General features: G+C 62.0%; 24 protein-coding genes. 12 read left to right on the forward strand and 12 right to left on the reverse strand.

From position 1 onward, the window contains the following. The first annotated feature begins 2 nt into the window (after positions 1-2). The gene (locus BSF79_RS08840; RefSeq protein WP_090269536.1) at positions 3-407 is read left to right on the forward strand and encodes a c-type cytochrome; all 405 of its coding nucleotides are present in this window, start codon (positions 3-5) and stop codon (positions 405-407) included. 4 nt (positions 408-411) lie between these two features. Here BSF79_RS08840 and BSF79_RS08845 read toward each other — a convergent pair whose 3' ends face one another. The 3 genes from BSF79_RS08845 to parE all read right to left on the reverse strand — a co-directional run bounded on the left by BSF79_RS08845 (position 412) and on the right by parE (position 4,169). Further along, positions 412-1,095: a hypothetical protein gene (locus BSF79_RS08845; RefSeq protein ID WP_245776361.1), complete on the reverse strand. Its 684-nt coding sequence runs from the start codon at positions 1,093-1,095 to the stop codon at positions 412-414. 306 nt (positions 1,096-1,401) lie between these two features. Next, complete coding sequence (locus tag BSF79_RS08850) at positions 1,402-2,214, reverse strand: HEPN domain-containing protein (RefSeq protein WP_139246409.1); 813 nt, start codon at positions 2,212-2,214, stop codon at positions 1,402-1,404. Then, positions 2,211-4,169 (reverse strand): DNA topoisomerase IV subunit B, encoded by a 1,959-nt coding sequence (gene parE, locus BSF79_RS08855; RefSeq protein WP_090269700.1) that lies wholly within the window; start codon positions 4,167-4,169, stop codon positions 2,211-2,213. Before parE ends, BSF79_RS08850 begins: the two co-directional genes overlap by 4 nt. Positions 4,170-4,348: 179 nt before the next feature. On the opposite strand from parE, the gene BSF79_RS08860 reads away from it, so the two are divergent. Next, entirely contained in the window at positions 4,349-5,032 is a 684-nt protein-coding gene (locus tag BSF79_RS08860) for a dimethylsulfonioproprionate lyase family protein (protein WP_090269538.1), read from the forward strand. Between the two features lie 12 nt (positions 5,033-5,044). On the opposite strand, the gene BSF79_RS08865 is transcribed toward BSF79_RS08860, so the two are convergent. After that, the gene (locus BSF79_RS08865; RefSeq protein ID WP_090269539.1) at positions 5,045-5,920 is read right to left on the reverse strand and encodes an alpha/beta fold hydrolase; all 876 of its coding nucleotides are present in this window, start codon (positions 5,918-5,920) and stop codon (positions 5,045-5,047) included. Between the two features lie 186 nt (positions 5,921-6,106). Here BSF79_RS08865 and ppk2 point away from each other — a divergent pair, with 186 nt between their 5' ends. Next, entirely contained in the window at positions 6,107-7,135 is a 1,029-nt protein-coding gene (gene ppk2, locus BSF79_RS08870; protein WP_090269540.1) for a polyphosphate kinase 2, read from the forward strand. Positions 7,136-7,328: 193 nt separating this feature from the next. Then, positions 7,329-8,702, forward strand: a complete 1,374-nt coding sequence (locus BSF79_RS08875) for an MATE family efflux transporter (RefSeq protein ID WP_090269541.1) — start codon at positions 7,329-7,331, stop codon at positions 8,700-8,702. Between the two features lie 10 nt (positions 8,703-8,712). Here the strand turns inward: BSF79_RS08875 and BSF79_RS08880 are convergent, their stop codons facing one another. Together BSF79_RS08880 and BSF79_RS08885 are read right to left on the reverse strand one after the other, a co-directional pair. Next, positions 8,713-9,144 (reverse strand): hypothetical protein, encoded by a 432-nt coding sequence (locus tag BSF79_RS08880; protein ID WP_090269542.1) that lies wholly within the window; start codon positions 9,142-9,144, stop codon positions 8,713-8,715. A 25-nt stretch (positions 9,145-9,169) separates the two neighbouring features. After that, complete coding sequence (locus BSF79_RS08885; RefSeq protein WP_090269543.1) at positions 9,170-10,372, reverse strand: pyridoxal phosphate-dependent aminotransferase; 1,203 nt, start codon at positions 10,370-10,372, stop codon at positions 9,170-9,172. Positions 10,373-10,460: 88 nt separating this feature from the next. On the opposite strand from BSF79_RS08885, the gene BSF79_RS08890 reads away from it, so the two are divergent. The 3 genes from BSF79_RS08890 to BSF79_RS08900 all read left to right on the forward strand — a co-directional run bounded on the left by BSF79_RS08890 (position 10,461) and on the right by BSF79_RS08900 (position 11,714). Beyond that, the gene (locus BSF79_RS08890) at positions 10,461-10,856 is read left to right on the forward strand and encodes a helix-turn-helix domain-containing protein (RefSeq protein ID WP_090269544.1); all 396 of its coding nucleotides are present in this window, start codon (positions 10,461-10,463) and stop codon (positions 10,854-10,856) included. Positions 10,857-10,861: 5 nt separating this feature from the next. Continuing rightward, positions 10,862-11,122, forward strand: coding sequence for a succinate dehydrogenase assembly factor 2 (locus tag BSF79_RS08895; protein WP_090269545.1), 261 nt, complete (start codon positions 10,862-10,864; stop codon positions 11,120-11,122). Between the two features lie 94 nt (positions 11,123-11,216). After that, on the forward strand, positions 11,217-11,714 hold the full coding sequence (locus BSF79_RS08900) for a MarR family winged helix-turn-helix transcriptional regulator (protein WP_090269546.1): 498 nt from the start codon (positions 11,217-11,219) through the stop codon (positions 11,712-11,714). A gap of 3 nt (positions 11,715-11,717) precedes the next feature. On the opposite strand, the gene BSF79_RS08905 is transcribed toward BSF79_RS08900, so the two are convergent. The 6 genes from BSF79_RS08905 to BSF79_RS08930 all read right to left on the reverse strand — a co-directional run bounded on the left by BSF79_RS08905 (position 11,718) and on the right by BSF79_RS08930 (position 19,370). Continuing rightward, a complete protein-coding gene (locus BSF79_RS08905) occupies positions 11,718-12,428 on the reverse strand; it encodes a DUF1194 domain-containing protein (RefSeq protein WP_090269547.1) in 711 nt (236 codons plus the stop codon). After that, positions 12,422-12,850 (reverse strand): VOC family protein, encoded by a 429-nt coding sequence (locus BSF79_RS08910; protein ID WP_090269548.1) that lies wholly within the window; start codon positions 12,848-12,850, stop codon positions 12,422-12,424. Before BSF79_RS08910 ends, BSF79_RS08905 begins: the two co-directional genes overlap by 7 nt. 124 nt (positions 12,851-12,974) lie before the next feature. Then, positions 12,975-13,619: a DUF4386 domain-containing protein gene (locus tag BSF79_RS08915; RefSeq protein ID WP_090269549.1), complete on the reverse strand. Its 645-nt coding sequence runs from the start codon at positions 13,617-13,619 to the stop codon at positions 12,975-12,977. A 211-nt stretch (positions 13,620-13,830) separates the two neighbouring features. Next, positions 13,831-14,793 (reverse strand): Acg family FMN-binding oxidoreductase, encoded by a 963-nt coding sequence (locus tag BSF79_RS08920; RefSeq protein ID WP_245776362.1) that lies wholly within the window; start codon positions 14,791-14,793, stop codon positions 13,831-13,833. A 379-nt stretch (positions 14,794-15,172) separates the two neighbouring features. Beyond that, complete coding sequence (locus tag BSF79_RS08925; protein WP_090269550.1) at positions 15,173-18,379, reverse strand: efflux RND transporter permease subunit; 3,207 nt, start codon at positions 18,377-18,379, stop codon at positions 15,173-15,175. Next, a complete protein-coding gene (locus BSF79_RS08930) occupies positions 18,372-19,370 on the reverse strand; it encodes an efflux RND transporter periplasmic adaptor subunit (RefSeq protein ID WP_090269551.1) in 999 nt (332 codons plus the stop codon). Before BSF79_RS08930 ends, BSF79_RS08925 begins: the two co-directional genes overlap by 8 nt. Before the next feature lie 397 nt (positions 19,371-19,767). Here BSF79_RS08930 and BSF79_RS08935 point away from each other — a divergent pair, with 397 nt between their 5' ends. The 5 genes from BSF79_RS08935 (at position 19,768) to BSF79_RS08955 (ending at position 24,300) form a co-directional block, all read left to right on the forward strand. Beyond that, positions 19,768-20,901 carry an ABC transporter substrate-binding protein gene (locus BSF79_RS08935; RefSeq protein WP_217650054.1) on the forward strand — a complete coding sequence of 378 codons (1,134 nt, stop codon included), beginning with the start codon at positions 19,768-19,770 and terminating at the stop codon, positions 20,899-20,901. A 64-nt stretch (positions 20,902-20,965) separates the two neighbouring features. Further along, complete coding sequence (locus BSF79_RS08940) at positions 20,966-21,886, forward strand: branched-chain amino acid ABC transporter permease (RefSeq protein ID WP_090269553.1); 921 nt, start codon at positions 20,966-20,968, stop codon at positions 21,884-21,886. Beyond that, positions 21,883-22,866: a branched-chain amino acid ABC transporter permease gene (locus BSF79_RS08945; protein ID WP_090269554.1), complete on the forward strand. Its 984-nt coding sequence runs from the start codon at positions 21,883-21,885 to the stop codon at positions 22,864-22,866. Before BSF79_RS08940 ends, BSF79_RS08945 begins: the two co-directional genes overlap by 4 nt. Beyond that, complete coding sequence (locus BSF79_RS08950) at positions 22,859-23,614, forward strand: ABC transporter ATP-binding protein (RefSeq protein ID WP_090269555.1); 756 nt, start codon at positions 22,859-22,861, stop codon at positions 23,612-23,614. Before BSF79_RS08945 ends, BSF79_RS08950 begins: the two co-directional genes overlap by 8 nt. Beyond that, entirely contained in the window at positions 23,611-24,300 is a 690-nt protein-coding gene (locus BSF79_RS08955) for an ABC transporter ATP-binding protein (RefSeq protein ID WP_090269556.1), read from the forward strand. Before BSF79_RS08950 ends, BSF79_RS08955 begins: the two co-directional genes overlap by 4 nt. The last annotated feature ends 18 nt before the right edge of the window (positions 24,301-24,318 follow it).

Genomic DNA, 24,318 nt, shown 5'->3' on the forward strand with positions numbered 1-24,318 from the left:
GAATGAAACTGACTTGGATCGCGGCGACAGTGGCCATTGGCGTGGCGGGATGTGCAAGCGTGGGCATGCCTGAAGCCCCTGAAGGGGCTTTGCTGTTTTCCGAAAATTGCGCGCTTTGCCATGGTGTTACGGGAAAAGGCAACGGAGAGATCGCGCCGGGCTTGAAGCCTGCCCCCGCTGATCTGACGGGGCTGACGCAGCGGAACAAGGGTGTGTTTCCTCGGGCGCATGTTTTGTCTGTGATTGATGGGTATACCCGGATGGAAAGCTCGGATCAGGAAATGCCGGAATTTGGCTTGCTGCTGGAGGGGGAAACCGTGCCGGTGGATGTGGGCGACGGGCAGTTTTCGCCAGTGCCACGGCCGTTGGCGGCGTTGATGTTTTATCTGGAAAGCATTCAAGAATAAGGGCTTAGTCGCAGATTCCGGCCAACTTTGCGCCGCGCCAAGGGACTTTGGCGTGGGCGTCGATTTTGGATTGCAGTCGGACGACAGGCAGGGCTTTGGACAGCATTTTATGCAGGCGCGCGGTGCGGGAGGCCTTGGGGGCCAGAGCACGGCAGCAGGTGAATTCTTCAATGATTGCAGCCTGTTGCTCGTATGTGTAGTCGAGAAAGTTGGTGCTTGTGGTGAGGTCGAAGAGGTAGGGATCAGTGGTGGTTTGGTGTTCGGAGGCGGCTTTCAGGGGGTGGTAGTGGGTGCGTTTGCGGTTCTGCCACTGCCAGATATGAGCCATTTCATGGGCAAAAAGCATCAGGTCATAGAGGTTATTTTGTGACGTAAAATCAGCGACATAGAGGTCCTCTCGGACGAAAACCTTGTGGAATAAAGTGATCGCGCCGGGGGAGGTGGTGATGGTGTCTGAGGGGGGCGGGGGGAAGATCCGCTCGGAACAGGTGACACGGGGACGGGCGGGATAGCGGAAGGTGTAGTTGCTGGCAAAATGACCATCAACCAGACGGATGCGTGCCGGATCAAGGTCGGGTCCATAAAGGCTTGAGGCAAAAGACTTTTCCGCCTCGGTCAGGGGGCGGCCACAGGCGGAAAGCAGCAGGAATACGAGAAATATGGCACGCGTCATGCGCGGATTAGGCATGGCGCCGAGGGCGCGGGCAAGCGGAATTTTGGGCGACGCACAGGGCATGCACATCCTATGCACAAGACATGCATATACGGGGGCGTATGGTTTTTGCGGATGCAGATGGGCGTAGGGCGGGGTTTAGCCTGCTGGTCCGGTGGGGATTTTGGGGGTGTGGTTGGTTTTGGTTCACAATGTCAAATCAGAGATTTGGCAGCGCCCGAACCGCCCCCACGGGGCGGGCGCTTTGCGCCCCGGCGTTTCACGCCTCGCCCCTCGGTTCGGGCGCGGGGTGATCTGAAAAACGATCTCTATTTTGAAACACTACTGTTTTTGGGAAGAGAGAGCTTGGCGGATCACTTTCCGGTCTTCCTTGTGCAGGCGAACGCTGCTGAGTAGCCATTCCAAGGCTGCTTGTGCTTCAGAGTTTGGTAGCTGTTCTATTGTGAGGTATATCTCAGAATTCTGAGCCGACTGACCGGTGTGAATTTCACGTTCTTCGAGAGCAAAGTCTTCGTGAAAAGAAAAATTTCTCCACTTGAAGTTATAGAGAACTTCAAGTGATGGTTTTGAGCTGTACGGCTTTAGGCACTTCATAGTAGGGTGCGGTTGCCAATTCGGACTCTCAAGCAATAGGGTTCTGTAGGACTTGCCGCTAACCTTCTGGACAATCTCGAGCGGCATACAGACACGGCGCAGGAGAAAGCATAACTCGTCAAGTTTATGTAAATCAAAACCCAAGGGCGCTATGCTGTAGTGTCGATAGCGAATGTCAGGTGAGCCATAGTCGCTTATTCTTTCTACGAATTTCGAGTATTCCTCAAAGTCATTTCTTACCGGTATTTTGGGAAAATAGCTGGGCGGAATGAAAAGATCAGGGATAAGTTTCCCAGAAAATCGTTGAACCTTTTCGAAAATATCAAGCAATCCATGGCTAAATTCACTAACTGGACCCAGATTGAGAAGATGAGCGCACTTTAGGTATTTTTCTAGTGCTTGTTGTGCACTCCAGAAAAACTGGTGGTGCAGTCTATATCTCATCGCGGTCCTTGCAAAAAAGTAGTCCTCATCTGCGGCATCTCTAAATAGTCGCCAGGCAAGGCTTCTAATAAGGACATTGCTTTCAGGTGAGTTCAAACATCCAGCTCCTCTACAAACCGGGCGTTCTCCTGAATATACTGATAGCGGAGTTCCGGCTTCTTGCCCATCAGGCGTTCCACGAGGTCGCCGGTTTCGCCGGGTTCGTCCTCGTCTATGGTGACGCGGATGAGTTTGCGGGTGGACGGGTCCATCGTGGTTTCTTTCAGGTCTTTGGCATCCATTTCGCCCAAGCCTTTGAAGCGCTGGACGTCGATCTTGCCTTTGCCACCAAGGCCCTTGGCCAGAACGCGCTCTTTTTCGGCGTCGTCGGAGACATAGACGCGTTTGGGCCCTTGGGTGAGGCGGTAGAGCGGCGGGCAGGCGAGGTAGAGGTGGCCCTGATCAATCAGCGGGCGCATCTGGGTGAAGAAAAAGGTCATCAGCAGGGCGGCGATATGGGCACCGTCCACGTCGGCGTCGGTCATGATGATGATCTTGTCGTAGCGCAGGTCCTCGACGTTGAAACGGGTGCCCATGCTGACGCCGAGGGCCTCGCACAGGTCACTGATTTCGGCGTTGGTGGTGAGTTTCGAAGAAGCGGCGCCCAGCACGTTTAGGATTTTGCCCTTGAGCGGCAGGAGGGCTTGATTGTTGCGGTTGCGCGCACCTTTGGCGGAGCCGCCGGCGCTGTCACCCTCGACGATGAACAGCTCGGTGCCCTCGCGGGATTTGCTGGTGCAGTCGGTGAGTTTGCCGGGCAGGCGGAGCTTCTTGGTGGCGGTCTTGCGCTGGGTTTCCTTTTCCTGACGGCGGCGCAGGCGTTCTTCGGCGCGCAGGACGAGGAAATCGAGGATGGCACCAGCGGATTTGGTATCGGAGGCGAGCCAGTTGTCGAAGTGGTCGCGGACTGCGTTTTCGACCAGGCGCTGGGCCTCGACCGTGGCGAGGCGGTCTTTGGTCTGGCCGACGAATTCGGGTTCGGCGATGAAGCAGGATACCAAGGCGCAGCCGCCGGTGATCAGGTCATCGCGGGTGATCTGGGTGGCTTTCTTGTTGTTGATCAGCTCGCCATAGGCACGGATGCCTTTGAGGATGGCGGCCCAGAAGCCAGCCTCGTGGGTGCCGCCTTCGGGGGTGGGGACGGTGTTACAGTAGGATTGGATAAAGCCGTCGCGGGCCGGGGTCCAGTTGATGGCCCATTCGACCTTGCCGGGGGTGTTGAATTTCTCGGTGAAGTCGACGGTGCCGGCGAAGGGGTTTTCGGCATAGGTCGTGGCAGTGCCGAGGGTTTCGCGCAGGTAGTCGGCGAGGCCGCCGGGGAAGTGGAATGTGGCCTCGAGCGGGGTTTCGCCGTCGTTGATCGCGGATTTCCAGCGGATTTCGACGCCGGAGAACAGGTAGGCCTTGGAGCGGATGGATTTGAACAGGCGGGCCGGTTTGAAGCGGTGGGCGCCGAAGATCTGTTCATCAGCGTGGAAGGTGACGGTGGTGCCGCGGCGGTTGGGGGCGGCGCCGATTTTGGCGATCGGGCCCTGGGGGATGCCGCGCGAGAAGCGTTGCTCGAACAGTTCCTTGTTGCGGGCGACTTGGACGACCATGCTGTCGGACAGGGCGTTGACCACAGAGGCGCCGACGCCGTGCAGGCCGCCGGAGGTCTGGTAGGCCTTGCCGGAGAATTTGCCACCCGCGTGCAGGGTGCACAGGATGACTTCGAGGGCGGATTTGTCGGGGAATTTCGGGTGTGGGTCGACGGGGATGCCGCGGCCGTTGTCGCGGATGGTGACGGAGTAGTCGTCGTGCAGTTCGACCTCGATCCGGTTGGCGTGGCCTGCGACGGCTTCGTCCATGGAGTTGTCGAGTACTTCGGCGACGAGGTGGTGCAGGGCGCGTTCATCGGTGCCGCCGATATACATGCCGGGGCGTTTGCGGACGGGTTCCAGCCCTTCGAGCACCTCGATCGAGGAGGCGTTATAGTCGTCGGGAGCGGTTCCTGAAAGGAGATCGTCGGCCATGCTGCTGCTCATTCGGATTTGTTGTTGATTGCCGGGCATCATATCGAATGGGGCAACGGGGGCAACGGCTGTCTGTAGGGGCGCGCCGATTCCACGACATGGGATGTCTGTTTCAGGCCGGACAGGGGCGGGGTGGTCTGCAATCTGTCCGAAAGACTGGCGGCAAGGGAGCGCGAAGAATGGATGTGGTCGAGCCTGTGCGACTGACGGATCAGCCGGATTGGCTGTATCTGCTGCGCGAATTTTACGAGATGTACCGGTTCTTGCCGGCCGGGGGAAGCCGCGCGATCAGCAGCCATCAGCGGCAGGTGCGCGAGGCGATCAGCCGGTTGATCAAGGCGAACCCGGATATCCGGCTGCATGCGGGCACGCAGTTGCCGGTGACGGCACATCTGCGGCGGGCACTGGACGAGGGGCGCACGATGCCGCTGGCGCCGGTGTCGCGGGCGCTGGATGCGGTGCGCCCGGCGCTGCGCTGGCAATATGGTTATGACAAGTTGCCCAAGGGCCTAGCGCGCAAATACGGTTATGCCGAGATTGCGGGACCCAGCGGGCCGGTGGCCAGTGCCGAGGTCATTTTGGGCGTGGTGCTGTTTGCGCCCGGCTGTACCTATCCGGCGCATGCGCATCAGGGGATCACTGAAAGCTATATCTGTGTGTCAGGGTCGGTGTCGGAGAATGACTATGGCGTGTATGCGCCGGGGTCGTCGATTTACAACCCGCCGGGGCACGAGCACCGGATCACCGTGTCGGAGCGTGAACCGGCGCTGTTGGCCTATGCGTGGATCGGGGCGCCGGAGGTTCTGGCGGGCAATGTGATGACGCTGGGGCGCAAGGCCCCGACGCCCAAGCCGAAGGGATAGGCGGCTGGCCTGTCAGGCCAGCCAACTGCGGATTTCGGCGGCGATCCGGTCAGGTTGCTGGTGCACCAGCCAGTGGTCGGCATCGGCAATGTCGATCCGGGTGAGATCGGCGCAGTAATCCTCGAGGCCCTCGGTCGAGACCGGCAGCAGGGCGGTGTCGTTCTGGCCCCAGATCAGCAAGTGCGGCATGGCGACCTTGAACTTGTCGGCGGGGATCGGCGGCAGGTCCGTCAGGGCTTCGCCGGGCGCACCGAGGCGGACCGGCGCGGCGCGATACCAGTTGATCATGCCGCGCAGTCGGCCGGGGCGGGCCCATTCGGTTTTATAGGCGGCGAGGGTATCCCCGCTGAGCCAGCTGGTGTCCATTTTGGCGGAAAACAGCGTGAGCAGGCGGGCGAAGTCATTTTCCGCCAGCCAAGTTTCGGCCCCGTCGCGGCGCAGGGTGTGGAAGTATTGCGAGGCGGCGGTTTGCGCACCGCCCGCAGCCATGGCGCGCTGAAACGGGGCGGGGTGGACGCCGTTGAGGATGATCAGGCGGTTCACCAACTCGGGGTGCCGGAAGGCCAGACCATAGGCCACGGCGGCGCCCCAGTCATGGCCGATGACCGTGACCGGCCCACCGCCAAGGTGGTCGATCAGTGCAGTCATGTCGCTGACCAGCAGGTGGGTTTTATAGTGCTCGACCGCCTCGGGGGACCAGCTTTGGCCATAGCCGCGCTGATCGGGGGCGATGCAGTGGTATTGGTCGGCCAGCCGGGTCGCAAGGGGCGCCCAAGCGGCGGAATATTCCGGGAAGCCGTGCAGGAACAGCAGGGTCGGGGCACCGGTCTTGCCCCAGCCGAGGTAGTGGAAGGGCTGTCCGTTCAGCTGGATATGGTGACTGAGCATGGGGGCCTCTTTTGGGTTGTGATCAGGGGGTGGGTGGTGGTTGAGGCGATCAGCAGGCGGGCTCGTGCCTGCAGAATTATGAAAACCACACAAGCACGACCACAGTGTGACAGTTTTTTGACATCCATCAAGGCGAGGTTTTGGCAGGGGTGCTAATCTTTGGCTGTTCAAAAAAAGGAGAGTTTCATGTCCGTGACGAAAGCCGCGCAGGTAAGTTCTGTTGATACCGCAACGTCCGAAGAAATGCCCGCTCAGGCGCCGGTTGCGGCGGTCGGTGTCGGTGCTTCGGCAACAGGGGCGGTGTCGGGTCGGGCGCGCGGTGCGCGTCATCCGCGCCCGACGCCTGATGAGGTGCGGCATGCGTTCGAGAGTGGCGAGTATCCTTACACAGATCGGTTGTCGCGGCGGGCCTATGAGGCGCAGAAAGCCAGATTGCAGGCCGAGCTTTTGAAGGTTCAGTTGTGGGCGCAGGAGACCGGGCAGAAATTTGTGCTGCTGTTTGAGGGCCGCGATGCGGCGGGCAAGGGTGGCACCATCAAGCGGTTCACCGAGCATTTGAACCCGCGCACCGCGCGCGTTGTGGCGCTGAACAAGCCCACGAACGAGGAGCGCGGTCAGTGGTATTTCCAGCGCTATATCGAGCATCTGCCAACGGCGGGCGAAATCGTTCTGTATGATCGCAGTTGGTACAACCGGGCCGGGGTTGAGCGGGTCATGGGGTTTTGCGAGCCGAACGATTATCTGGAGTTCATGCGCCAGACCCCGGATTTGGAGCGGATGCTGGTGCGGTCTGGGATCCGGCTGCACAAATACTGGTTCTCGGTCACGCAGGAGGAGCAGCGGGCGCGGTTCAAGAGCCGCGAGACCGATCCGTTGAAGATGTGGAAGCTGAGCCCGATCGACAAGGCCAGTCTGGACAAGTGGGAGGATTATACCGAGGCGAAAGAGGCGATGTTCTTCTATACGGACACGGCGGATGCGCCTTGGATAGTGGTCAAATCCAATGACAAGAAGCGGGCGCGGCTGAACTGCATGCTGCATTTCCTGAGCACGATTGATTACCCGGACAAGGACCCGCATATCGCGCGTGCGCCGGATCCGATGATTGTGGGCGGGGCGGGGCATGTGATCCACCGGGCGGATCATATCCTTGGCACGGCGCTGCATCCTGAAATGCGCAAGCCGCGCGGCGAGGAGGCTGGCCCGGCGGCGTGAGGCTATTCTGAAGCGGGCAAAGCCTGCATGCAGGGCGGCCTTGGGGCGCGCGCGGGTAGTGGAAGCGTTGGGCCGGGTCTGAGGGGGCGGGCTGGCAAACACGTGATTCCGCGGCGGAATCGGGTCTGTGGGGCGTGGCGGCATGGCTGAGAGGGCTTGCCAGAGCGTTGCTCGTGCGGATAGGGATTTGGCCATGAGTACCTCTATGACCCTGACCAAACATGCCCGCGCGATTTTGGCGCTGGGCCTGCCGTTGATCGGCAGCAATGTCGCGCAGTTTGCCATCACGCTGACTGATGCGGTCATGCTGGGGTGGTATGATGTGGAGGCGCTGGCGGCCGAAGTTCTGGGCGGCACGATGTTTTTCGTGCTGTTCATCATGGGGTCGGGCTTTGCCCAGGCGGTGATGCCGATGGTGGCCGAGGCCGAGGCGGCGGGCGCCACCGTGCAGGTGCGCCGGGTGACGCGGATGGGCATGTGGGCCTCGCTTTTGTTCGCGGTTCTGGTGCTGCCGCTGCTGCTGTTCGCGGCGCCGGTGCTGCGCGGGCTGGGGCAGGAACCGGGCACGGCGGATCTGGCGGGGCAGTATCTGGGCGTTGCGGGCTGGGGGATTGTGCCGGCGTTGCTGGTGATGGTGCTGAAGTCTTATCTGGCGGCGCTGGAGCGCACCAAGGTGGTGCTGTGGGTAACGATCGGCGCGGTGGTGGTGAATGTGGTGGCCAACTATGCGCTGATCTTTGGCCATTGGGGCGCACCCGAGATGGGCATTCGCGGCGCGGCGGTCGCATCCATGTTGGTGCAGCTGGTGTCGGTGCTGCTGCTGGTGGTCTATGTGATCCGCGCCACGCCCGAGCACGAGCTGTTCGTGCGGTTCTGGCGCCCGGATTGGGAGGCGCTGGGGCAGGTGTTCCGGTTGGGCTGGCCGATTGGCATCACCAGTCTGGCCGAGGTGGCATTGTTTGCGGCGGCTTCGTTGATGATGGGCTGGCTGGGCACGCTGTCTTTGGCCGCGCATGGGATCGCGCTTCAGATCGCGTCACTGACCTTTATGGTGCATCTGGGGCTGAGCAATGCCGCCACGGTGCGGGCCGGGCGCGCCATGGGGCGCGGCGATGCCGCCGAGCTGAAGCGCGGGGCGCAGGTGGTTGTGGGGATGTCGCTGGGGATGTCGCTTCTGACGCTGATCGGATTTCTGGGCTTTCCCGAGCTGTTGCTGGGGGCGTTCTTGTCACCAACAGAGCCGGAGCGGCTGGCGGTGATCGCCGTGGGCGTGCCGCTGCTGGCGGCGGCGGGGCTGTTCCAGCTGGCGGATAGTGCGCAGGTGATGGCGCTGGGCCTGCTGCGCGGGGTGCGCGATACCAAAGTGCCGATGGTGATCGCGGCTGTGTCCTATTGGGGGATCGGGATGCCGGTCAGCTATGGGCTTGGGTTTGGTCTGGGATGGGGCGGGTTTGGTATCTGGGCCGGGCTTGCGATGGGGCTGGCCTGTGCGGGGCTGCTGATGACGCTGCGGTTCTGGCGAGTGACGTTGCCCCGGATTGAGCGGGGCGCGCCGCCTCTCGGCTGAGGCGCCGCGGTCAGTCTTCGTCTTCGTTGCCGTCTTGTGCCGCGCCCTTGACCAGCCGGTCAGCTTTCTTGCGCACAAGCACGCTGCGCAGGTCGTGCATGGCCAGCAGCAGCGCATCTGTGACATGTTCCAACTGCTCATCGCTGGCTTTGGATTGCGCCCATTGCGTGGTCAGGTTCATGTAGTCGACGGCGCGGTGGATATCGTCGATGTCACGCTCGGCCAGGATGGCGGTGCGTTCGGCCATCCAGTCGCGGATCACAGCCAGATCGTTTTTGGACAGGGCGCGGTCGCCGTGGGGCTTGATCTCGCCGTTGCGGATGTTGACGGCGGCGATCTGATCCATTTCGATACGCCGCTGGCGGTTTTCGGTGTCGACCCGAAATACAAAAGCGCCATTGTCCCGCACCCGGAAGTAATAGTCCGGCAAATCGCCTGTCATGATATTTTCCCTACCCGATCACTCATCACGCCAATTTGGCGCAAAACGTCTGAATTCTGGTGCAGGCCTCGGTCAGCGCGGCATCGGACGTAGCGTAGCTTATGCGGAAATTGGGTGAAAGCCCGAAGGCCGAGCCGAAGACCACGGCAACTCCGGTTTCTTCCAGCAGAGCGGTGGCGAACACCTCGTCATTGCTGAGCAGGGTGCCTTTGGGGGTGGTTTTGCCGATCAGCCCCGCGATCGAGGGATAGACATAGAACGCGCCGTCGGGCGTGGGGCAGGTGATGCCGGGCACAGCATTGAGCATCGACACCACAAGGTCGCGGCGGCGGGTGAACATGGCGTTATGCGGGGCGATGAAATCCTGCGGGCCGTTCAGGGCCTCGACCGCAGCCCATTGGCTGATCGAGCAGGGGTTCGAGGTGCTTTGCGATTGAACCTTGCGGATCGCGGCGATCAGCGGTTCCGGCCCGGCGGCATAGCCGATGCGCCAGCCGGTCATGGCATAGGCTTTGGACACGCCGTTGACGGTCAGGGTGCGGTCATACAGCGCCGGTTCCACCTGTGCGGGCGTGCAGAATTTGAAGTCGTCATAGGCAAGGTGTTCATACATGTCGTCGGTCAGCACCCAGACATGCGGGTGGCGCAGCAGCACGTCAGTGAGGGCTTTCAGCTCGTCCCAGCTGTAACCAGCGCCGGTGGGGTTGGAGGGCGAGTTGAACAGGAACCATTTGGTGTTGCGGGTGATCGCCTGTTCCAGCTGCTCGGGGGTGATTTTGAAGTTCTGCTCCAGCTCGGCTTCGATGAACACGGGCGTGCCCCCTGCGAGCAGGACCATATCGGGATAGCTGACCCAATAGGGGGCCGGGATGATCACCTCGTCATCATGGTTCAGGGTGGCCATCAGCGCGTTATACAGCACCTGCTTGCCACCGGTCCCGACAGTGACCTGCTTGGGCGTATAGGTCAGGCCGTTGTCGCGTTTGAATTTCGCAACAATGGCGGCTTTCAGTTCGGGGATGCCATCGACGGCGGTATAGCGGGTCTTGCCTTCGTTGATGGCGCGGACCCCGGCGGCGCGGATGTTTTCCGGCGTGTCGAAATCCGGCTCGCCGGCGCCCAGGCTGATCACGTCGCGCCCTGCGGCCTTGAGCTCCATCGCGAGGTTGGAGACGGCGATGGTGGGGGAAGGTTTCACGCGGGCAAGGGTCTGCGACAGGAACGACATCGGGGGCCTCCGGGTTTGTAATCTTTATCCTGCTGTTTTAGGTTGCGCGCGCAGGCCGATCAAGCGTGATCGGAGGAAATGGAGAGATATGGAACCGCAGGACACAGAAGGCTGGTATGGCCCCGAAACCGCAACCTTTGGTGACCGAGTAGCCGCCGCGCGCGACCAGTCGGGGATGAGCCAGAAGCAGCTGTCCAAACGGCTGGGCATCAAGCTGAAAACGCTTGAGGAGTGGGAGCAGGATCTGTCAGAGCCGCGCGCCAACAAGCTGAGCATGATGGCCGGATTGCTGAACGTATCGATCATGTGGTTGCTGAACGGGCAGGGCGACGGGGTGGATGCACCGATTGACGACACGCAATTGTCGCCCGATATCAACGAGTTGCTGACCGAGATTCGCGACCTGAAAGCGCAGATCACCGGGGCGGCGGACCGGCTGGGGCGGTTGGAAAAACAACTGCGGCTGAAACTGAAAGGCGACTGAGCGCGATGCACGAGACCCATGAGAACCGGCTGAAACGGCTGTCGATGCGTTCGATGCGGCGCGGGATCAAGGAAATGGATATCATCCTTATGCGCTATGCCGGAGAGAATCTGGCGGGCATGGCAGAGGATGATCTGCTGCTTTATGATGCGTTGTTGTCAGAAAATGATCAGGATTTGTATCAGTGGGTGACCGGCCAAGTGCCCGCGCCGGACCGGTTTTCGGGGCTGGTGGGCGACATCCGTGTCATGATCGGCACAGCGTAATAGTTCGCATTTTAGCGATACCCCTGTCGATTTAACGGATTATTGGTTTTTCTGGTTCAGTTTCCTCTGCGCACAGCATCGGACGGAGACTGAAATGAGCATACATAACGCCGTCGGCACGAGCGAACGCGCCGCCTTCATGGGGAGCTATCTTGATGCGCTGGCCCTGGTTGAGCGGTTGCATCGGCTGTTGCTTGATGTGATCAAGGATGAGTTTGAGCGGGTGGGCGTGTTGGAGATCAACGCGGTTCAGGCGCTTTTGCTGTTCAACATCGGCGACAATGAGGTGACGGCGGGGGAACTGAAAACCCGCGGTTATTATCAGGGCAGCAATGTCAGCTATAACCTGAAAAAACTGGTTGAAATGGGGTATATGCACCATCAGCGCTGTGAGATCGACCGGCGTTCGGTGCGGGTCAAGCTGACGCTGAAGGGCCGCGAGATTCGCGACGTGATCCAAGAGTTGTTCGCGCGCCATGCGGATGGGTTGGAAGCCAAGGGCGTGCTGGGACCGGATGGGATCGACGAGATCACGGTCTCGTTGCGCCGGGTGGAGCGGTACTGGACCGATCAGATTCGCTATATCTATTGAGGGTCAGGGGTGAAGATCGGCCAGGTTCAGGCCCTGCAGCTCGCGCTTGAGCTTGCGGATCATCGCAGCCTGATAGGCATCAAACCCGTCGGCGGATTCGACAAAGGCACCGGGACCGCGGATCACATAGGCCTTGAAATAGGCCGCAAGCGCGCCCGCCTCGCCCAAGCGCCTGTCACCCGCAACGGGAACCTCAGGGGCAATGGCAAGTGCGTTCACGGTGATGCCCTGCAACGCCGAGCTGTCGCGGATCTGCTGCGGGGCGGGGCCGGTATTGGACAGACCGTCGCCGGAGATATCCAGCACGTGGCGCCAGCACTGCGGCACCCGGCGCAGGGCGGCGGCACCGGCCAGAAGGGCCGAGCCGATAGCGGTGGAGGGATCGGCTGCTTTGCGGTCGGAGCCGTGCAGGCGCAGGGCAACGGTGTCAATCGTTGCGGCGCTGGTGATCGCGGTCCAGTCCAGGATCACGTGCTGGTCGGCCGGGCCGCTCCATTCATAGACCATCAGCGACACCGGGGCCGAGGGCGTGGTCAACAGGGCTGCTTGCACCTCGGGGTCAAGAAGTGCGGCGGCCAGCCCATCCAGCTGCAACCGGTATTCAGCCGCATCGACCGAACCGGAGACGTCCAGCCCGAGCGCGAGTGCTTGTCGGCACTCTGCCGCCGCAGGGCCCGCAGCCAGAAGGGCGATAAGGCCAAGCGCCCTTACCAATGACCGGTATTGCCCATGCTGGACCAGGGTTCGGCCGGGGGCAGGGCATCGCCGATCTGCAACAGCTCGACCGAGATATTGTCGGGGCTGCGCACAAAGGCCATGCGCCCATCGCGCGGCGGGCGGTTGATCACCACGCCATTGTCCTGCAAGTGCTGACACATGTCATAGATATTTTCGACGCCGTAGGCGAGGTGGCCGAAATGGCGGCCGTCCGAGGGCAGAGCATCGTCGCCGTCCCAGTTCCACGTCAGTTCGACGGGGCAGTCTTCCTGACCTTCGGGGGCCATGAAGATCAGCGAAAATCGCCCCTCTTCGCTGTCCATGCGCCGGGTCTGTTTCAGCCCTAGAAGCGCATAGAAAGCCATGCTTTTTTCAAGGTCCTTGACCCGAACCATTGTGTGCAGATAGCGCAGTTTCATTCTGTCCTCCTGTGCCAGTATCGGTTTGGGCAGAGAATAGAAGCATTTGCCGGTCTGTCGAGTTGTTGCGGCGTAAATTGCTGAAGTTTAGGAATTTTGCTCTGCGAGATGCGGTGCGGATCGGTCAGCGGACTTGCGGTTTCGGGCTGAGCAGCAGCCACAGGCAGAACGCGGTCTCAGACATCAGCGGCAGAAGATAGGCGGGTTCCAGCGTCGAGGCGAGGGGCGGGGCGAGGATCGCCACCGTGCTGCCAGTCAGATAGACAAGGCCGGATGCGCCGATGAGCCAGCCGAGCGGCGCGGGCAGGAACGGCGCGCGGTGGATCAGCAGGCCCATCACAAGGCAATTGACGCCGAAGAAGATCAGCCCGAGGTCATAGCCTGTGGCGTGCAGCAGGGCAAAGCGGTGGGCGAGTATGTCGTCGGCGCCGATCAGCAGCAGCGGCGCATAGGCGGTGACCAGGTTGGCGGCAAGCGTGGCCGCCTGCACCAGACGCAGGGCCATAGCGGTCAGAGCCAGCGGTTGGCTGACGGGTTTCAGCAGGACATAGAACAGCACGGCCACGGCGATATCGGCGAGGATCATACCGGCGTCGCCGAGGATGCCGAAGCGGTAGAGCGTGGCGTGGGCTTTGATGTTGGCGGCGGTTGTGGCGGCGCTGTCGGGGTCGATCAGGGGGGCGCGGATGGCCAGCTCGGTCGTCATGCCGAGGATGATGATGAGCAGGTAGAACAGGCCGGTCAGGCGGGTGAGGCTGAGGGTCGTCATTGGGAAATCCGGGTTGTGTGGAATGCGGGTTGAAAAACGGGGCGTGTGTAAGGCGGATCTTTTGAAATTGGAAGCGGGAGCAGGATAGCACAAAAAGGCGCGGGGTGAGCCAAGCCCCTTGGCAGATGCCTTGATGATAGCGTTGATCGTTCGATGCAATTACCCAGTCACAGGCCGCTCCGAGCCCATTGCAGACCTGCTGGAGGTCAAATCAGATCATGATCTCGGCAATCGGGCGCCTTAGCGACATGGGTAAAGCTGGCGCGCGGCCGAAACGCACCACCAAGTCCGGGCGCGCATCTGGCATTCCCAGCCAACGCGCGAATTCTGGACGAACCTTCGCAACTTCGATTGGTTGATTGATATGCGCGTTGCGAATGCCAAGCGCCGTGGATTGGAGCGCAAATCTCTGAAAGCTGCGTCCAACTTTGACCCAATGCTCTGGGTCCTCGGCGTCACCAACGAAGACCGCGATCCCGGAAGATGAGCGAATTTGGGTCCGATACTTGTCATTTTCGCTGTCCTTTTGAAAGAACATGTCAAACAGCGGGCTAGCGATCCAAGCTGGCGCGATCGGATTGCCCGTGCAAGCGGCAAACAGCCCATCCTGCGTCTCAAGCGCCTGTTTCGGTGACATCCTGATCCAATCGCGCAACTCGGCCACAAAGGCAGGATCGTCCATCTGTGCGCTGTTGGCTTCGACAACGAGGTCAAGAATGGCTTCACGGTCGGATGCTTCGGTGAAGATCAGAACCGACACACCCTCCTGTCGGGCTGCCGCTTTCAAAAGGGTGATGTCAGAGGCGGAAATCGGTTGGCCGTCATAGTCTGATCGCGTCGATTGGCGCAACGGGATGGCCTGATGAAGCGCTTCATCACGCACGGTTCCGTTTGCAAGCGCAATGTCGATCCTTGTCTGGGGCCCGCTTTCGAAGATGAGGTCCGTGGACCGGCCCGTCGAATGTGCCGCGATTGACAGGTTTTCCGCAGCGCATCCCAAGCTGACGTAGAGATGGTGGTCATCGGGATCAACGACCTGTGTTCGCCGCGCAAAGTCGGGAAAGATGGACACGGTCGCCGGGTCCAGATGGAATTTCCATGGCTGTGTGTTGTGCCCGTTGGCGGCCAGCGTTGCGAAACGCGCCAATTCAACCAAATCCGGGTCCGCTGACATGGGGCGACGTTGACGTTTGATTGCGTCGTTGTAGCCACCGAGACGGGGCCAGAGACCATATCCACATGCCCCGACAGCGGCGACCGACAGCCCGGAAACAACTAAAGCTCGACGTGAAATCATACCGAATGCCCATTTGTTTGACCCACTGTTTGTAATGATGAGCCATTTTGGGGAGCCATTCCTTGATTTCTGTCAAAGACCCACAAGCAACCGGAGAGAGGCCAAATTGAATGGCTGCTTCGTCCGCACAGTGGTTATTCGGGCCTTTAGCCGCCTCGCAGATGTCCGCGAGGGGGGAGTGCTGTCTTGATCCAGCCCAAACAGGGACTTAGGGGGCGGCGCAACTCATCTTGGGGATGAGCCGCGCCTTTGGGGATCAGGTCTTGAACAGCCGATAGATGGCCGGGATCACCAGTACCGTTAGCAGGGTCGAGGTGAGCAGGCCGAAGAGCAGCGAGATCGCCAGCCCCTGAAAGATCGGATCGGCCAGAATCACCACGGCGCCGATCATGGCGGCAATTGCCGTCAGAAGGATCGGTTTGAAGCGGATGGCACCGGCGGCGATCAGCACTTCGATCTTGCCTAGGCTTTCATCTGCGTGGCGGATGAAATCGACCAGCAGGATCGAGTTGCGCACGATGATGCCCGCCAGCGCGATGAAGCCGATCATCGAGGTGGCCGAGAACGGTGCGCCGAACAGCCAATGGCCGAACATGATCCCCAGAAAGGTCAGCGGGATCGGGGTCAGGATCACCAGCGGCAGGCGGAACGACCCGAATTGCGCCACGACGAGGATATAAATCGCCAGCAGCGCCACGCCGAAGGCCGCGCCCATGTCGCGGAAGGTGACATAGGTGACCTCCCATTCGCCATCCCACAGCAGGGTGGTGTGGCTTTCATCCTCGGGTTGGCCATACATCGAGATCACGGGTTTGGTGCCGTCCTCCCATGTCATGTTGTCGAGCACGCGGGCAACCTCGATCATGCCATAAAGTGGGGCCTCGAACGTGCCGGCCAGTTCGGCGGTGACCATTTCGGCAAAGCGGCCGTTGTGGCGGAAGATCGGGAAGCTGGCCTGTTCTTCGGTCACGCGGATCACATCGCCGAGTTCGACCACGCCGCGCGCGCCGGGCAGGGTGTTGGCGGGGATGGGTGTGGTCAGGAAGGCCTCATCCATCACGCGTTCAGCTTTGGGGCGCTGGACCATGATCGGGATCGGGTGGCGGCCATCGCCGCGGTGCGAGTAGCCGACGGTGGAGCCCCCATTGAGAATGGCGATGGTGTCGAACACGTCGCTTTCCTGCACCGAGAAGAATTCGAGGTCATCGGGAGAGATCGTCGCGCGCAGGCGACGGGGCCGCGTGCCAAAACTGTCATCGACATCGACCACGAAGGGCACGCTTTCAAACGCGGTGCGGATCTTGGCGGCGGCGGCGCGGCGGGTGTCGGCATCGGGGCCGTAGACCTCGGCCAGAAGGGTGGCCATGACCGGCGGGCCGGGGGGCGGTTCGACGGTTTTCAGGCTGGTGCCCTGAGGCACATCAAGATCGGCCAGCATGTCGCGGATCACCAGAGCAAGTTCGTGGCTTGAGCGGTCGCGGTCGCCCTTGGGGGTCAGGTTGATCTGCACATCGCCCAGATTCGGGCGTTCACGCAGGTAGTAGTGCCGTACCAGTCCGTTGAAGTTGAAGGGTGAGGCGGCGGCGGCGTGGGTTTGGGCCGAGATCACCTCGGGGAGGGTCAGGACCGTGCGCGCGACAGCTTGGGCCACGGTATCTGTGGCCTCGGTCGAGGTGCCCTCGGGCATGTCGATCATCACCGAGAGTTCGGATTTATTGTCGAACGGCAGCAGTTTGACGGTCACGTCCTTGGTATAGAGCAACCCCAGCGAGCCAAAGGACAGCGCGGCGATGATCAGCAGAAAGCTGGCGCTGCGGGTTTTGGTCTTCAGCAAGGGCCGTGCGACGACGCTGTAGAGGCGGCCCAGCGGCCCGCCGGTGTCTGCGCTGCCATCGCCGTGGCCATGCAGCGGGGCGCGGCCTGCGATTTTCAGCATCAGCCAAGGCGTGACCATGACCGCGATGAAGAAGGAAAAGATCATCGCAGCCGAGGCATTGGCAGGGATCGGCGACATATACGGCCCCATCAGGCCGGACACGAACAACATCGGCAGCAGGGCGGCGACCACGGTCAGGGTGGCGACGATGGTGGGGTTTCCGACCTCGGCCACGGCATCAATCGCGGCCTGCTGGCGGGTGCGAGTGCCGCCCATTCCCCAGTGCCGCGCGATGTTTTCGATCACCACGATGGCGTCATCGACAAGGATGCCGATCGAGAAGATCAGCGCGAACAGCGAGACGCGGTTGAGGGTATATCCCATGATCCAGGCAGCAAACAGCGTCAGCAGGATGGTGACGGGAATGACGATGGCCACGACGATGCTTTCGCGCCAGCCGATGGCCAGCAGCACCAGCACGATGATCGAAACGGTGGCGAGGCCAAGGTGGTACAGCAGCTCGTTGGCTTTTTCATTGGCGGTTTCGCCGTAGTCGCGGGTGATCTCCACGGCGACGGTTTCGGGGATGATCCGGCCTTCGGCCAGATGCACACGGTGCAGGATTTCCTCGGCCACGACCACGGCATTTGCCCCGGCGCGTTTGGCCACGGCCAGCGTGACCGCCGGGGTGCGGCGGATGGTGTCGCCGTCACGCGTGATGTTGGACACGATCATGTCGGAGGTATCGGAGATAAAGCTGACATCGGCCACGTCGGCGACATAAACCGGGCGGCCATCGCGAGCGGTCAGCAGCAGGCCTGCGATTTCGGCCGGGGCAGTCAGGGTTTCACCGGCGACAAGGTCGATCATCTGGCCCTGATCGCGCAGGGTGCCGGTGTTGAGCGTGCGGTTGGCGCCCTGCACCTTGCCTGCCAGTTGTTGCAGCGTGATGCCATAGAGCGCCAGCCGGTCGGGATCGGGGGCGATGCGGATCGCTTCGGGGGCTTCGCCGACGAGGTAGGACAGGCCGACATCGCTGATCTTGGCCAGCTCGGCGCGCAACTCGCGGGCGATGCGGGTCAGGTCGTTGGCGCTGACCTCGGCACCGGGTTTGGGGCTGAGCGTGAGCGAGACAATTGCCACGTCATCAATGCCGCGCCCGACGATCAGGGGCTCGGCGATGCCGATGGGCATGCGGTCAAGGTTGGCGCGGATCTTGTCATGCACCCGCAGGATGGCGGAATCGGCGGAGGTGCCGACGACAAAACGGGCCATGACCATGGCGTAGTCATCACTGGTCTGGGAGTAGACATGTTCGACGCCGTTGATGCCTTTGACGATGGTTTCCATCGGTTCGGTCACCAGTTTGACCGCGTCTTCGGCTTTCAGGCCCGGTGCCTGAATGTGGATGTCCACCATCGGGACCGAGATTTGCGGCTCTTCTTCGCGCGGCAGGCTGATCAGGGCGACAAGGCCCACGGCCAGCGCGGCGAGGATGATCAGCGGCGTCAGCGGAGAGGTGATGAAGGCGCGGGTCAGCGCGCCGGCGATGCCCAGTTTGGCGGGGCTTTGGGGGCGATCACTCATGGTCGGCACCGGTGGTGTTTGTGGCCGCGTCGGTCACAACGATGTCGCCTGCGGTCAGACCGGACAGGATTTCAACCCAGCCATCTTCTGGAATGCCCGGTACGACGGCGCGCAGGGATGTGGTGCCGCCGTCCTGTACGGCGACGAAATCCAGACCGGAGCGGGTGATAAGTGCGGCCTGCGGCACGATCAGCGCGCTGCGGGTGCCGATGGGCAGGCGGACCAGAACGCGGGCGTCGACAAAGGCATCTGACAGTTCGGGCACTTCGACGTCGGCGATGACGCGGCCATTCTGAATCTGCGGATAGATCCGCGCCAGCGTGCCGGTGGTCGAGGTCGTGCCGGTTTCGATTGCGATTTCAGCACCCTGGGTAAGCCGGGTTGCATGGCGCTCAGGCACGGCGACGCGCAGGAAAAACCCGCCGCCGCCGATGGTGGCGACAGTTTCGCCGGGCATCAGGACCGCACCGGCGGCCACGGGCACATCAAGCACCCGGCCGGTGGTGGGGGCCAGCACCGTGCCCTCGGCGGCTTGTTGTTCGATCACGTGGCGCTGGGCGCGGGTGGCCTCGATCTGGCCGGTCAGAACCTCGACCTGCGTGCGCAGGGCGTCCAGGCGCTGCACCGTGGTGACGCCGCGCGCCAGAAGTTCCTCGCCGCGTTTCAGTTCGGATTCGGCATTGGTTTGCTGCGAGGCCAGGGATTGCAGCTGTGCGTCGATGGCACCCAGTTGAAACACCAGTTTTTCATCGGTGATGGTAGCCAGCGGTTGACCGGCTTCGACCAGATCGCCCTCGGCCACGCTGAGGCTGACCAATGTGCCGCCGATGCGGGCGCGGGCGGGCAGCTGATCGCGTGCTTCGATCCGGCCATAGACGGCCTTCCATTCGGTCACTTGGGTCGGAGCGAGCGGGGTGGCGATTTCTGCGGCAGCGGGCATGGCGGCCAGCGGCAGTAGGCACAGGGCGAGTGCGGCAAGTCTGGGTGTCATCGGAGGGTCCTTTCGCGCGGCAGGGCCTATTAATATTCGTTAAACGGAATATGACTTTGGTTCCGGGGTTTCAACCCCCCTGTGCTGTGCGCAGCATAGGGAAATTGAAGCTTCATGAGGTCATGTTTTGCACAAATGGTCGGGGGCGCGCTCTGCGCTGGATCAAATAGCGGGGCGCTTGGGGCGCGCGGGGAGCCTCCGGCGGGGATATTTGGGAAATGTGAGGACCAGGGGGATGCGCGATCGGTAGGCGAAGTGTTGAAATCTGCAGGGTGGGCAGGGGAGATGTGCAAAAATGGTCGGTTAGCGGGCATTGTGATGGTTTAACTTGGCGAGGCTTCGGGGCATTCTGCGGCGATAACAGGGACCGTTCCAATAGGAGGACGACGAAATGAAGATGGTGAAACTGGCCGCTTTGGCCATTGCGGCGGGGCTGAGTGCGGCGCCGGGTCTGGCCGAAGGTGTGAAGGTGGGGATGATTACCACGTTGTCCGGCGGCGGGGCGGGACTTGGGCTGGATGCGCGCGACGGCTTCATGCTGGCGGTGAAACAGGCCGGGCGCAGCGATCTGGAGGTGGTGATCGAGGATGATCAGCGCAAGCCCGAGATCGCGGTTCAACTGGCCGACAAGATGATCCAGTCGGACAAGGTGGATGTGCTGACCGGGATCATCTGGTCCAATCTGGCAATGGCGGTGGTGCCTGCGGCGACGGCGCAGGGCAAGTTTTACCTATCGGTCAACGCGGCCCCGGCGGTGTTGGCGGGCAAGGGGTGCCACAAGAATTACTTTGCGGTCTCGTATCAGAACGACAACCTGCACGAGGGTGCGGGGGCGTATGTGACCGGGGCGGGGTATAAAAAGCCGTTCATTCTGGCGCCGAACTATCCTGCGGGCAAAGACAGCCTGACCGGGTTCAAGCGGTTTTATACCGGTGAGCTGGCGGGCGAGATCTATACCAAGCTGGGGCAGACCGATTATGCGGCTGAGATCGCGCAGATCCGGGCCAGCGGGGCAGACAGCGTGTTCTTCTTTCTGCCCGGCGGCATGGGGATTTCCTTTATGAAGCAATATGCCGACAGCGGCGTTGGGTTGCCAGTGGTGGGCCCGGCGTTCAGCTTTGATCAGGGCATTCTGGGCGCTGTGGGCGAGGCTGCTTTGGGGGTCAAGAACACCTCGCAGTGGGGTAAGGATCTGGATAACGCCGCGAACAAGGCGTTTGTCGAGACCTTCAGTGCAGAGTATGGCCGGTTGCCGTCGCTGTATGCGGCGCAGGGGTTTGACACGGCGAACCTGCTGATTTCGGCCATGGACAAAGCAGATGTGAAGGACGCCGATGCGTTCCGTGCGGCGCTGGAGGCCGCGGATTTTGCCAGCGTTCGGGGCGATTTCAAATTCGGGCCGAACCATCATCCGATTCAGGACATCTATGTCCGTGAGGTGATCAAGGAGGGTGACGTGATCACCAACAAGATCATCGGCGTCGCACTGGAAGATCGGGCTGACGCTTACGCCGCCGAGTGCAAGATGTAAGAGAAAATCAGCAGGCCCCGGCGGTGGTCGGGGCCTGCGTTGCAAGGCAGGAAACAGGCACAGCATGACAATTTTGCTTTTTGTCGAACAGGTCCTGAACGGGCTTCAGTTCGGGGTGATGCTGTTTTTGATGGCGGCGGGGCTGACCTTGGTGTTTGGCGTCATGGGGCTGATCAATCTGGCGCATGGCTCGCTGTATATGGTGGGCGCGTTTGCGGCGGCGGCGGTGGCCGGGTGGACCGGGTCATTCGGGTTGGCGTTGATTGCGGCGCTGGCGGCGGCGGCGGCGGCGGGCGCGCTGATCGAGCTGGTGGTGATCCGGCGACTGTATGCGCGTGATCACCTGGATCAGGTGCTGGCGACCTTTGCCTTGATCCTGATCCTGTCCGAGGGGACGCGGTGGGTGTTCGGCTCGTTTCCGCTGTATCTGGATGTGCCGGTGTATCTGTCGGGGCCGGTGACGCTGCCGGGAGGCATTCAGTATCCGCTGTACCGTCTGGCCATCATCGCGGTGGGGCTGGCGGTGGCGGCGGCGCTGTTTGCGCTGATCGCGAAGACGCGGCTGGGTATTCAGATCCGCGCGGGCGAGGCGGACCGCGAGATGATTGCAGCACTTGGGGTTGATATCTCAAAGCTTTACACGGCGGTTTTTGCGCTGGGGGCAGCGCTGGCCGGGTTGGCGGGCGCGCTGGTGGGCGCGATCCAGTCGGTGCAGGTGGGCATGGGCGAGCCAGTGCTTATTCTGGCGTTTGTGGTGGTGGTGATCGGCGGGATTGGGTCGATCAAGGGCGCGTTCGTGGGCGCGCTGCTGGTGGGGATGACCGATACGCTGGGCGGGGTTCTGCTGCCGCAGGTGTTTGGCCTGGTGATGGCGCCAAGCGAGGCGGCGGCACTGGGGGCGTCTTTGTCGTCGATGTCGATTTATATCCTGATGGCGGCGGTTCTGGTGGTGCGCCCCTCGGGGTTGTTCGGAGCGGCGGCATGAAGCGTGAGCGGGCGATCAATGCGGCGGTGGTGCTGGCGATGCTGGTGGTGCCGCTGTGGGCGTGGATGGCGGACGAGCCGTTCATTCTGACGCTGGCCACCAAAGTGGCGATTCTGGCGCTGGCTGGGGTGGGGTTGAACATCGCGCTGGGGCTGGGCGGGTTGGTCAGTTTTGGGCATGCGGCGTTTTTCGGCATCGGCGGCTATGCGATGGGGATACTGGCCAGCCATGTGCAGAGTTACACGCCGCTGATGGAGTGGCCGCTGCTGATCGAGGGCAGCAAATCCATGCCGGTGATCTGGGTGGTAGCGATGATGGCGAGCGGTCTGGCGGCGCTGGTGATCGGGGCGTTGTCGCTGCGGACCTCGGGGGTGTATTTCATCATGATCACGTTGGCCTTTGGTCAAATGCTGTATTATTTCGCCATCTCTTGGTCGGCTTATGGCGGCGAAGATGGGTTGTCGATCTATGTGCGCAACGGGTTTCCGGGGCTGAATACGCTGGATCCGGTGCAGTTTCTGCTGCTGTGCTATGCGGTGCTGGGGGTGGTGCTGTTCGGCGCGGCGCGGCTGGCGCGGTCGCCCTTTGGGCTGGCGCTGAGCGCGGCACGGCAGAGTGCGGCGCGGGTGGAAACGGTGGGGATTGCGCCCTATCGGGTGCGGTTGGTGGCGTTTGCGATCTCGGGCGCGGTGACGGGGTTGGCGGGCGCGCTTTATGCCGATCTGAACCGCTTTGTCAGCCCGACAATGTTCAGCTGGCACACCAGTGGCGAGATCATGGTGTTTGTGATCCTTGGCGGGGTGGCGCGGCTGTTTGGGCCGGTGGCGGGGGCGGCGCTGTATATTCTGCTGGAGCATCTGTTGGGCGGGGTCAGCGATTATTGGCAGATCTGGCTGGGCCTGTTGCTGTTGGCGGTGGTGCTGTTTGCGCGCGGCGGGTTGATCGGCACGCTGGCGGGGCGCGAGGTGGCGCATGACTGAGGTGGTTTTGCAAACGCGCGGCATCAGCAAGGCGTTTGGTGCGGTTCAGGCCAGCACTGAGATTTCTCTGGATTTGCGGGCGGGGGAAATTCATGCGCTGATTGGGCCGAACGGGGCCGGGAAATCGACGCTGATCAAACAGATCGCGGGCAATCTGGCGCCTGACAGCGGCACGGTGCAGTTTCTGGGCCGCGACGTGACCGGGTTGGGCACGGTGGCGCGGGCAAGGATGGGGCTGGGGCGAACGTTTCAGATATCGGCCTTGGCGATGGAGCACACGGTGCTGCAAAATGCGGTGCTGGGGGCGTTGGGTGCGCGCGGCGGGGTGTTTCGGTTTTTCCGGGATGTGATGCGGAATCGTGAACTGACCGAGGTGGCGATGCAGGCGCTGGAGCGGGTTGGGTTGCAGGATCAGGCCGCGACCCGCACGGCCGAGCTGAGCCATGGCCAGCGGCGCCAGCTTGAGGTGGCGGTGGCGCTGACGCTGGGGCCACGGGCGTTCTTGATGGACGAGCCGATGGCGGGGCTGGGGGCGGAGGGATCGAAGCATCTGACCGGGTTGCTGGACGGGTTGCGGGCCGAGGCGCCGATCCTGTTGGTGGAGCACGACATGGACGCGGTGTTTGCGCTGGCCGATCGGATTTCGGTGCTGGTCTATGGCCGGGTGATTGCCACCGGCACCGGGCCTGAAATTCGCGCCAACGCCGAGGTGCGGCAGGCATATCTGGGCGCGGAGGACGCGGCATGAGCCTGTTGTCAGTCAAAGGGCTGTGCGTGAAATACGGCGCGTCGCAGGCGTTGTTCGGGGTCGATCTGGAGGTGGCCGAGGGCGAGGTCGTGGCGCTGATGGGGCGCAACGGTATGGGCAAGACCACCACGATCAAGGCGATTTGCCGGATGATTGCGGCCAGTGACGGCGAGATCGGGTTTGCCGGGCAGGACCTGCGGCGGTTACCATCATTTCGCGCGGCGCGGCTGGGGATTGGTCTGGTGCCTGAGGGGCGGCGCTGCTTTGCGCCCCTGACGGTGCGGGAAAACTTGATCGCCAGCGCGCAGGCGGGGGATTGGGATCTGGCGCGGGTGGCGCAGTTGTTTCCGCGACTGGACGAGCGGGCGGATCAGGTCGCGGCGTCGTTGTCGGGGGGCGAGCAGCAGATGCTGGCGATCGGCCGGGCGCTGATGACCAACCCGCGGCTGCTGATACTGGATGAGGCGACCGAAGGATTGGCCCCGGTGGTGCGGCAGGAAATCTGGACCGCGATTGCGCGGCTGAAGGCCGAGACCGGGCTGGCGATTTTGGTGGTGGACAAATCGCTGCGCGAATTGTCCGGCGTGGCGGATCGCGCGGTTGTTGTCGAGCGGGGCAGGACGGTTTGGACCGGGGCGATGGGCGCGCTGGATGCCGATCTGACAGATCGGTACCTGGGCGTCTGAGTGGGCTTAGCCGAGCGC

This window comes from Thalassovita taeanensis, from assembly GCF_900110775.1.
Lineage (GTDB): Bacteria > Pseudomonadota > Alphaproteobacteria > Rhodobacterales > Rhodobacteraceae > Litorimicrobium > Litorimicrobium taeanense.

Coding starts and splice junctions, on each gene's coding strand:
- BSF79_RS08925 (WP_090269550.1), bottom strand. CDS start 18,379: ATGAGTGATCGCCCCCAAAGCCCCGCCAAACTGGGCATCGCCGGCGCG.
- BSF79_RS08950 (WP_090269555.1), top strand. CDS start 22,859: ATGACTGAGGTGGTTTTGCAAACGCGCGGCATCAGCAAGGCGTTTGGT.
- parE (WP_090269700.1), bottom strand. CDS start 4,169: ATGGCCGACGATCTCCTTTCAGGAACCGCTCCCGACGACTATAACGCC.
- BSF79_RS08920 (WP_245776362.1), bottom strand. CDS start 14,793: ATGTCAGCGGACCCGGATTTGGTTGAATTGGCGCGTTTCGCAACGCTG.
- ppk2 (WP_090269540.1), top strand. CDS start 6,107: ATGTCCGTGACGAAAGCCGCGCAGGTAAGTTCTGTTGATACCGCAACG.
- BSF79_RS08955 (WP_090269556.1), top strand. CDS start 23,611: ATGAGCCTGTTGTCAGTCAAAGGGCTGTGCGTGAAATACGGCGCGTCG.
- BSF79_RS08930 (WP_090269551.1), bottom strand. CDS start 19,370: ATGACACCCAGACTTGCCGCACTCGCCCTGTGCCTACTGCCGCTGGCC.
- BSF79_RS08885 (WP_090269543.1), bottom strand. CDS start 10,372: ATGTCGTTCCTGTCGCAGACCCTTGCCCGCGTGAAACCTTCCCCCACC.
- BSF79_RS08875 (WP_090269541.1), top strand. CDS start 7,329: ATGAGTACCTCTATGACCCTGACCAAACATGCCCGCGCGATTTTGGCG.
- BSF79_RS08865 (WP_090269539.1), bottom strand. CDS start 5,920: ATGCTCAGTCACCATATCCAGCTGAACGGACAGCCCTTCCACTACCTC.
- BSF79_RS08890 (WP_090269544.1), top strand. CDS start 10,461: ATGGAACCGCAGGACACAGAAGGCTGGTATGGCCCCGAAACCGCAACC.
- BSF79_RS08900 (WP_090269546.1), top strand. CDS start 11,217: ATGAGCATACATAACGCCGTCGGCACGAGCGAACGCGCCGCCTTCATG.
- BSF79_RS08845 (WP_245776361.1), bottom strand. CDS start 1,095: ATGCCTAATCCGCGCATGACGCGTGCCATATTTCTCGTATTCCTGCTG.
- BSF79_RS08880 (WP_090269542.1), bottom strand. CDS start 9,144: ATGACAGGCGATTTGCCGGACTATTACTTCCGGGTGCGGGACAATGGC.
- BSF79_RS08860 (WP_090269538.1), top strand. CDS start 4,349: ATGGATGTGGTCGAGCCTGTGCGACTGACGGATCAGCCGGATTGGCTG.
- BSF79_RS08940 (WP_090269553.1), top strand. CDS start 20,966: ATGACAATTTTGCTTTTTGTCGAACAGGTCCTGAACGGGCTTCAGTTC.
- BSF79_RS08945 (WP_090269554.1), top strand. CDS start 21,883: ATGAAGCGTGAGCGGGCGATCAATGCGGCGGTGGTGCTGGCGATGCTG.
- BSF79_RS08840 (WP_090269536.1), top strand. CDS start 3: ATGAAACTGACTTGGATCGCGGCGACAGTGGCCATTGGCGTGGCGGGA.
- BSF79_RS08935 (WP_217650054.1), top strand. CDS start 19,768: ATGGTGAAACTGGCCGCTTTGGCCATTGCGGCGGGGCTGAGTGCGGCG.
- BSF79_RS08910 (WP_090269548.1), bottom strand. CDS start 12,850: ATGAAACTGCGCTATCTGCACACAATGGTTCGGGTCAAGGACCTTGAA.
- BSF79_RS08915 (WP_090269549.1), bottom strand. CDS start 13,619: ATGACGACCCTCAGCCTCACCCGCCTGACCGGCCTGTTCTACCTGCTC.
- BSF79_RS08895 (WP_090269545.1), top strand. CDS start 10,862: ATGCACGAGACCCATGAGAACCGGCTGAAACGGCTGTCGATGCGTTCG.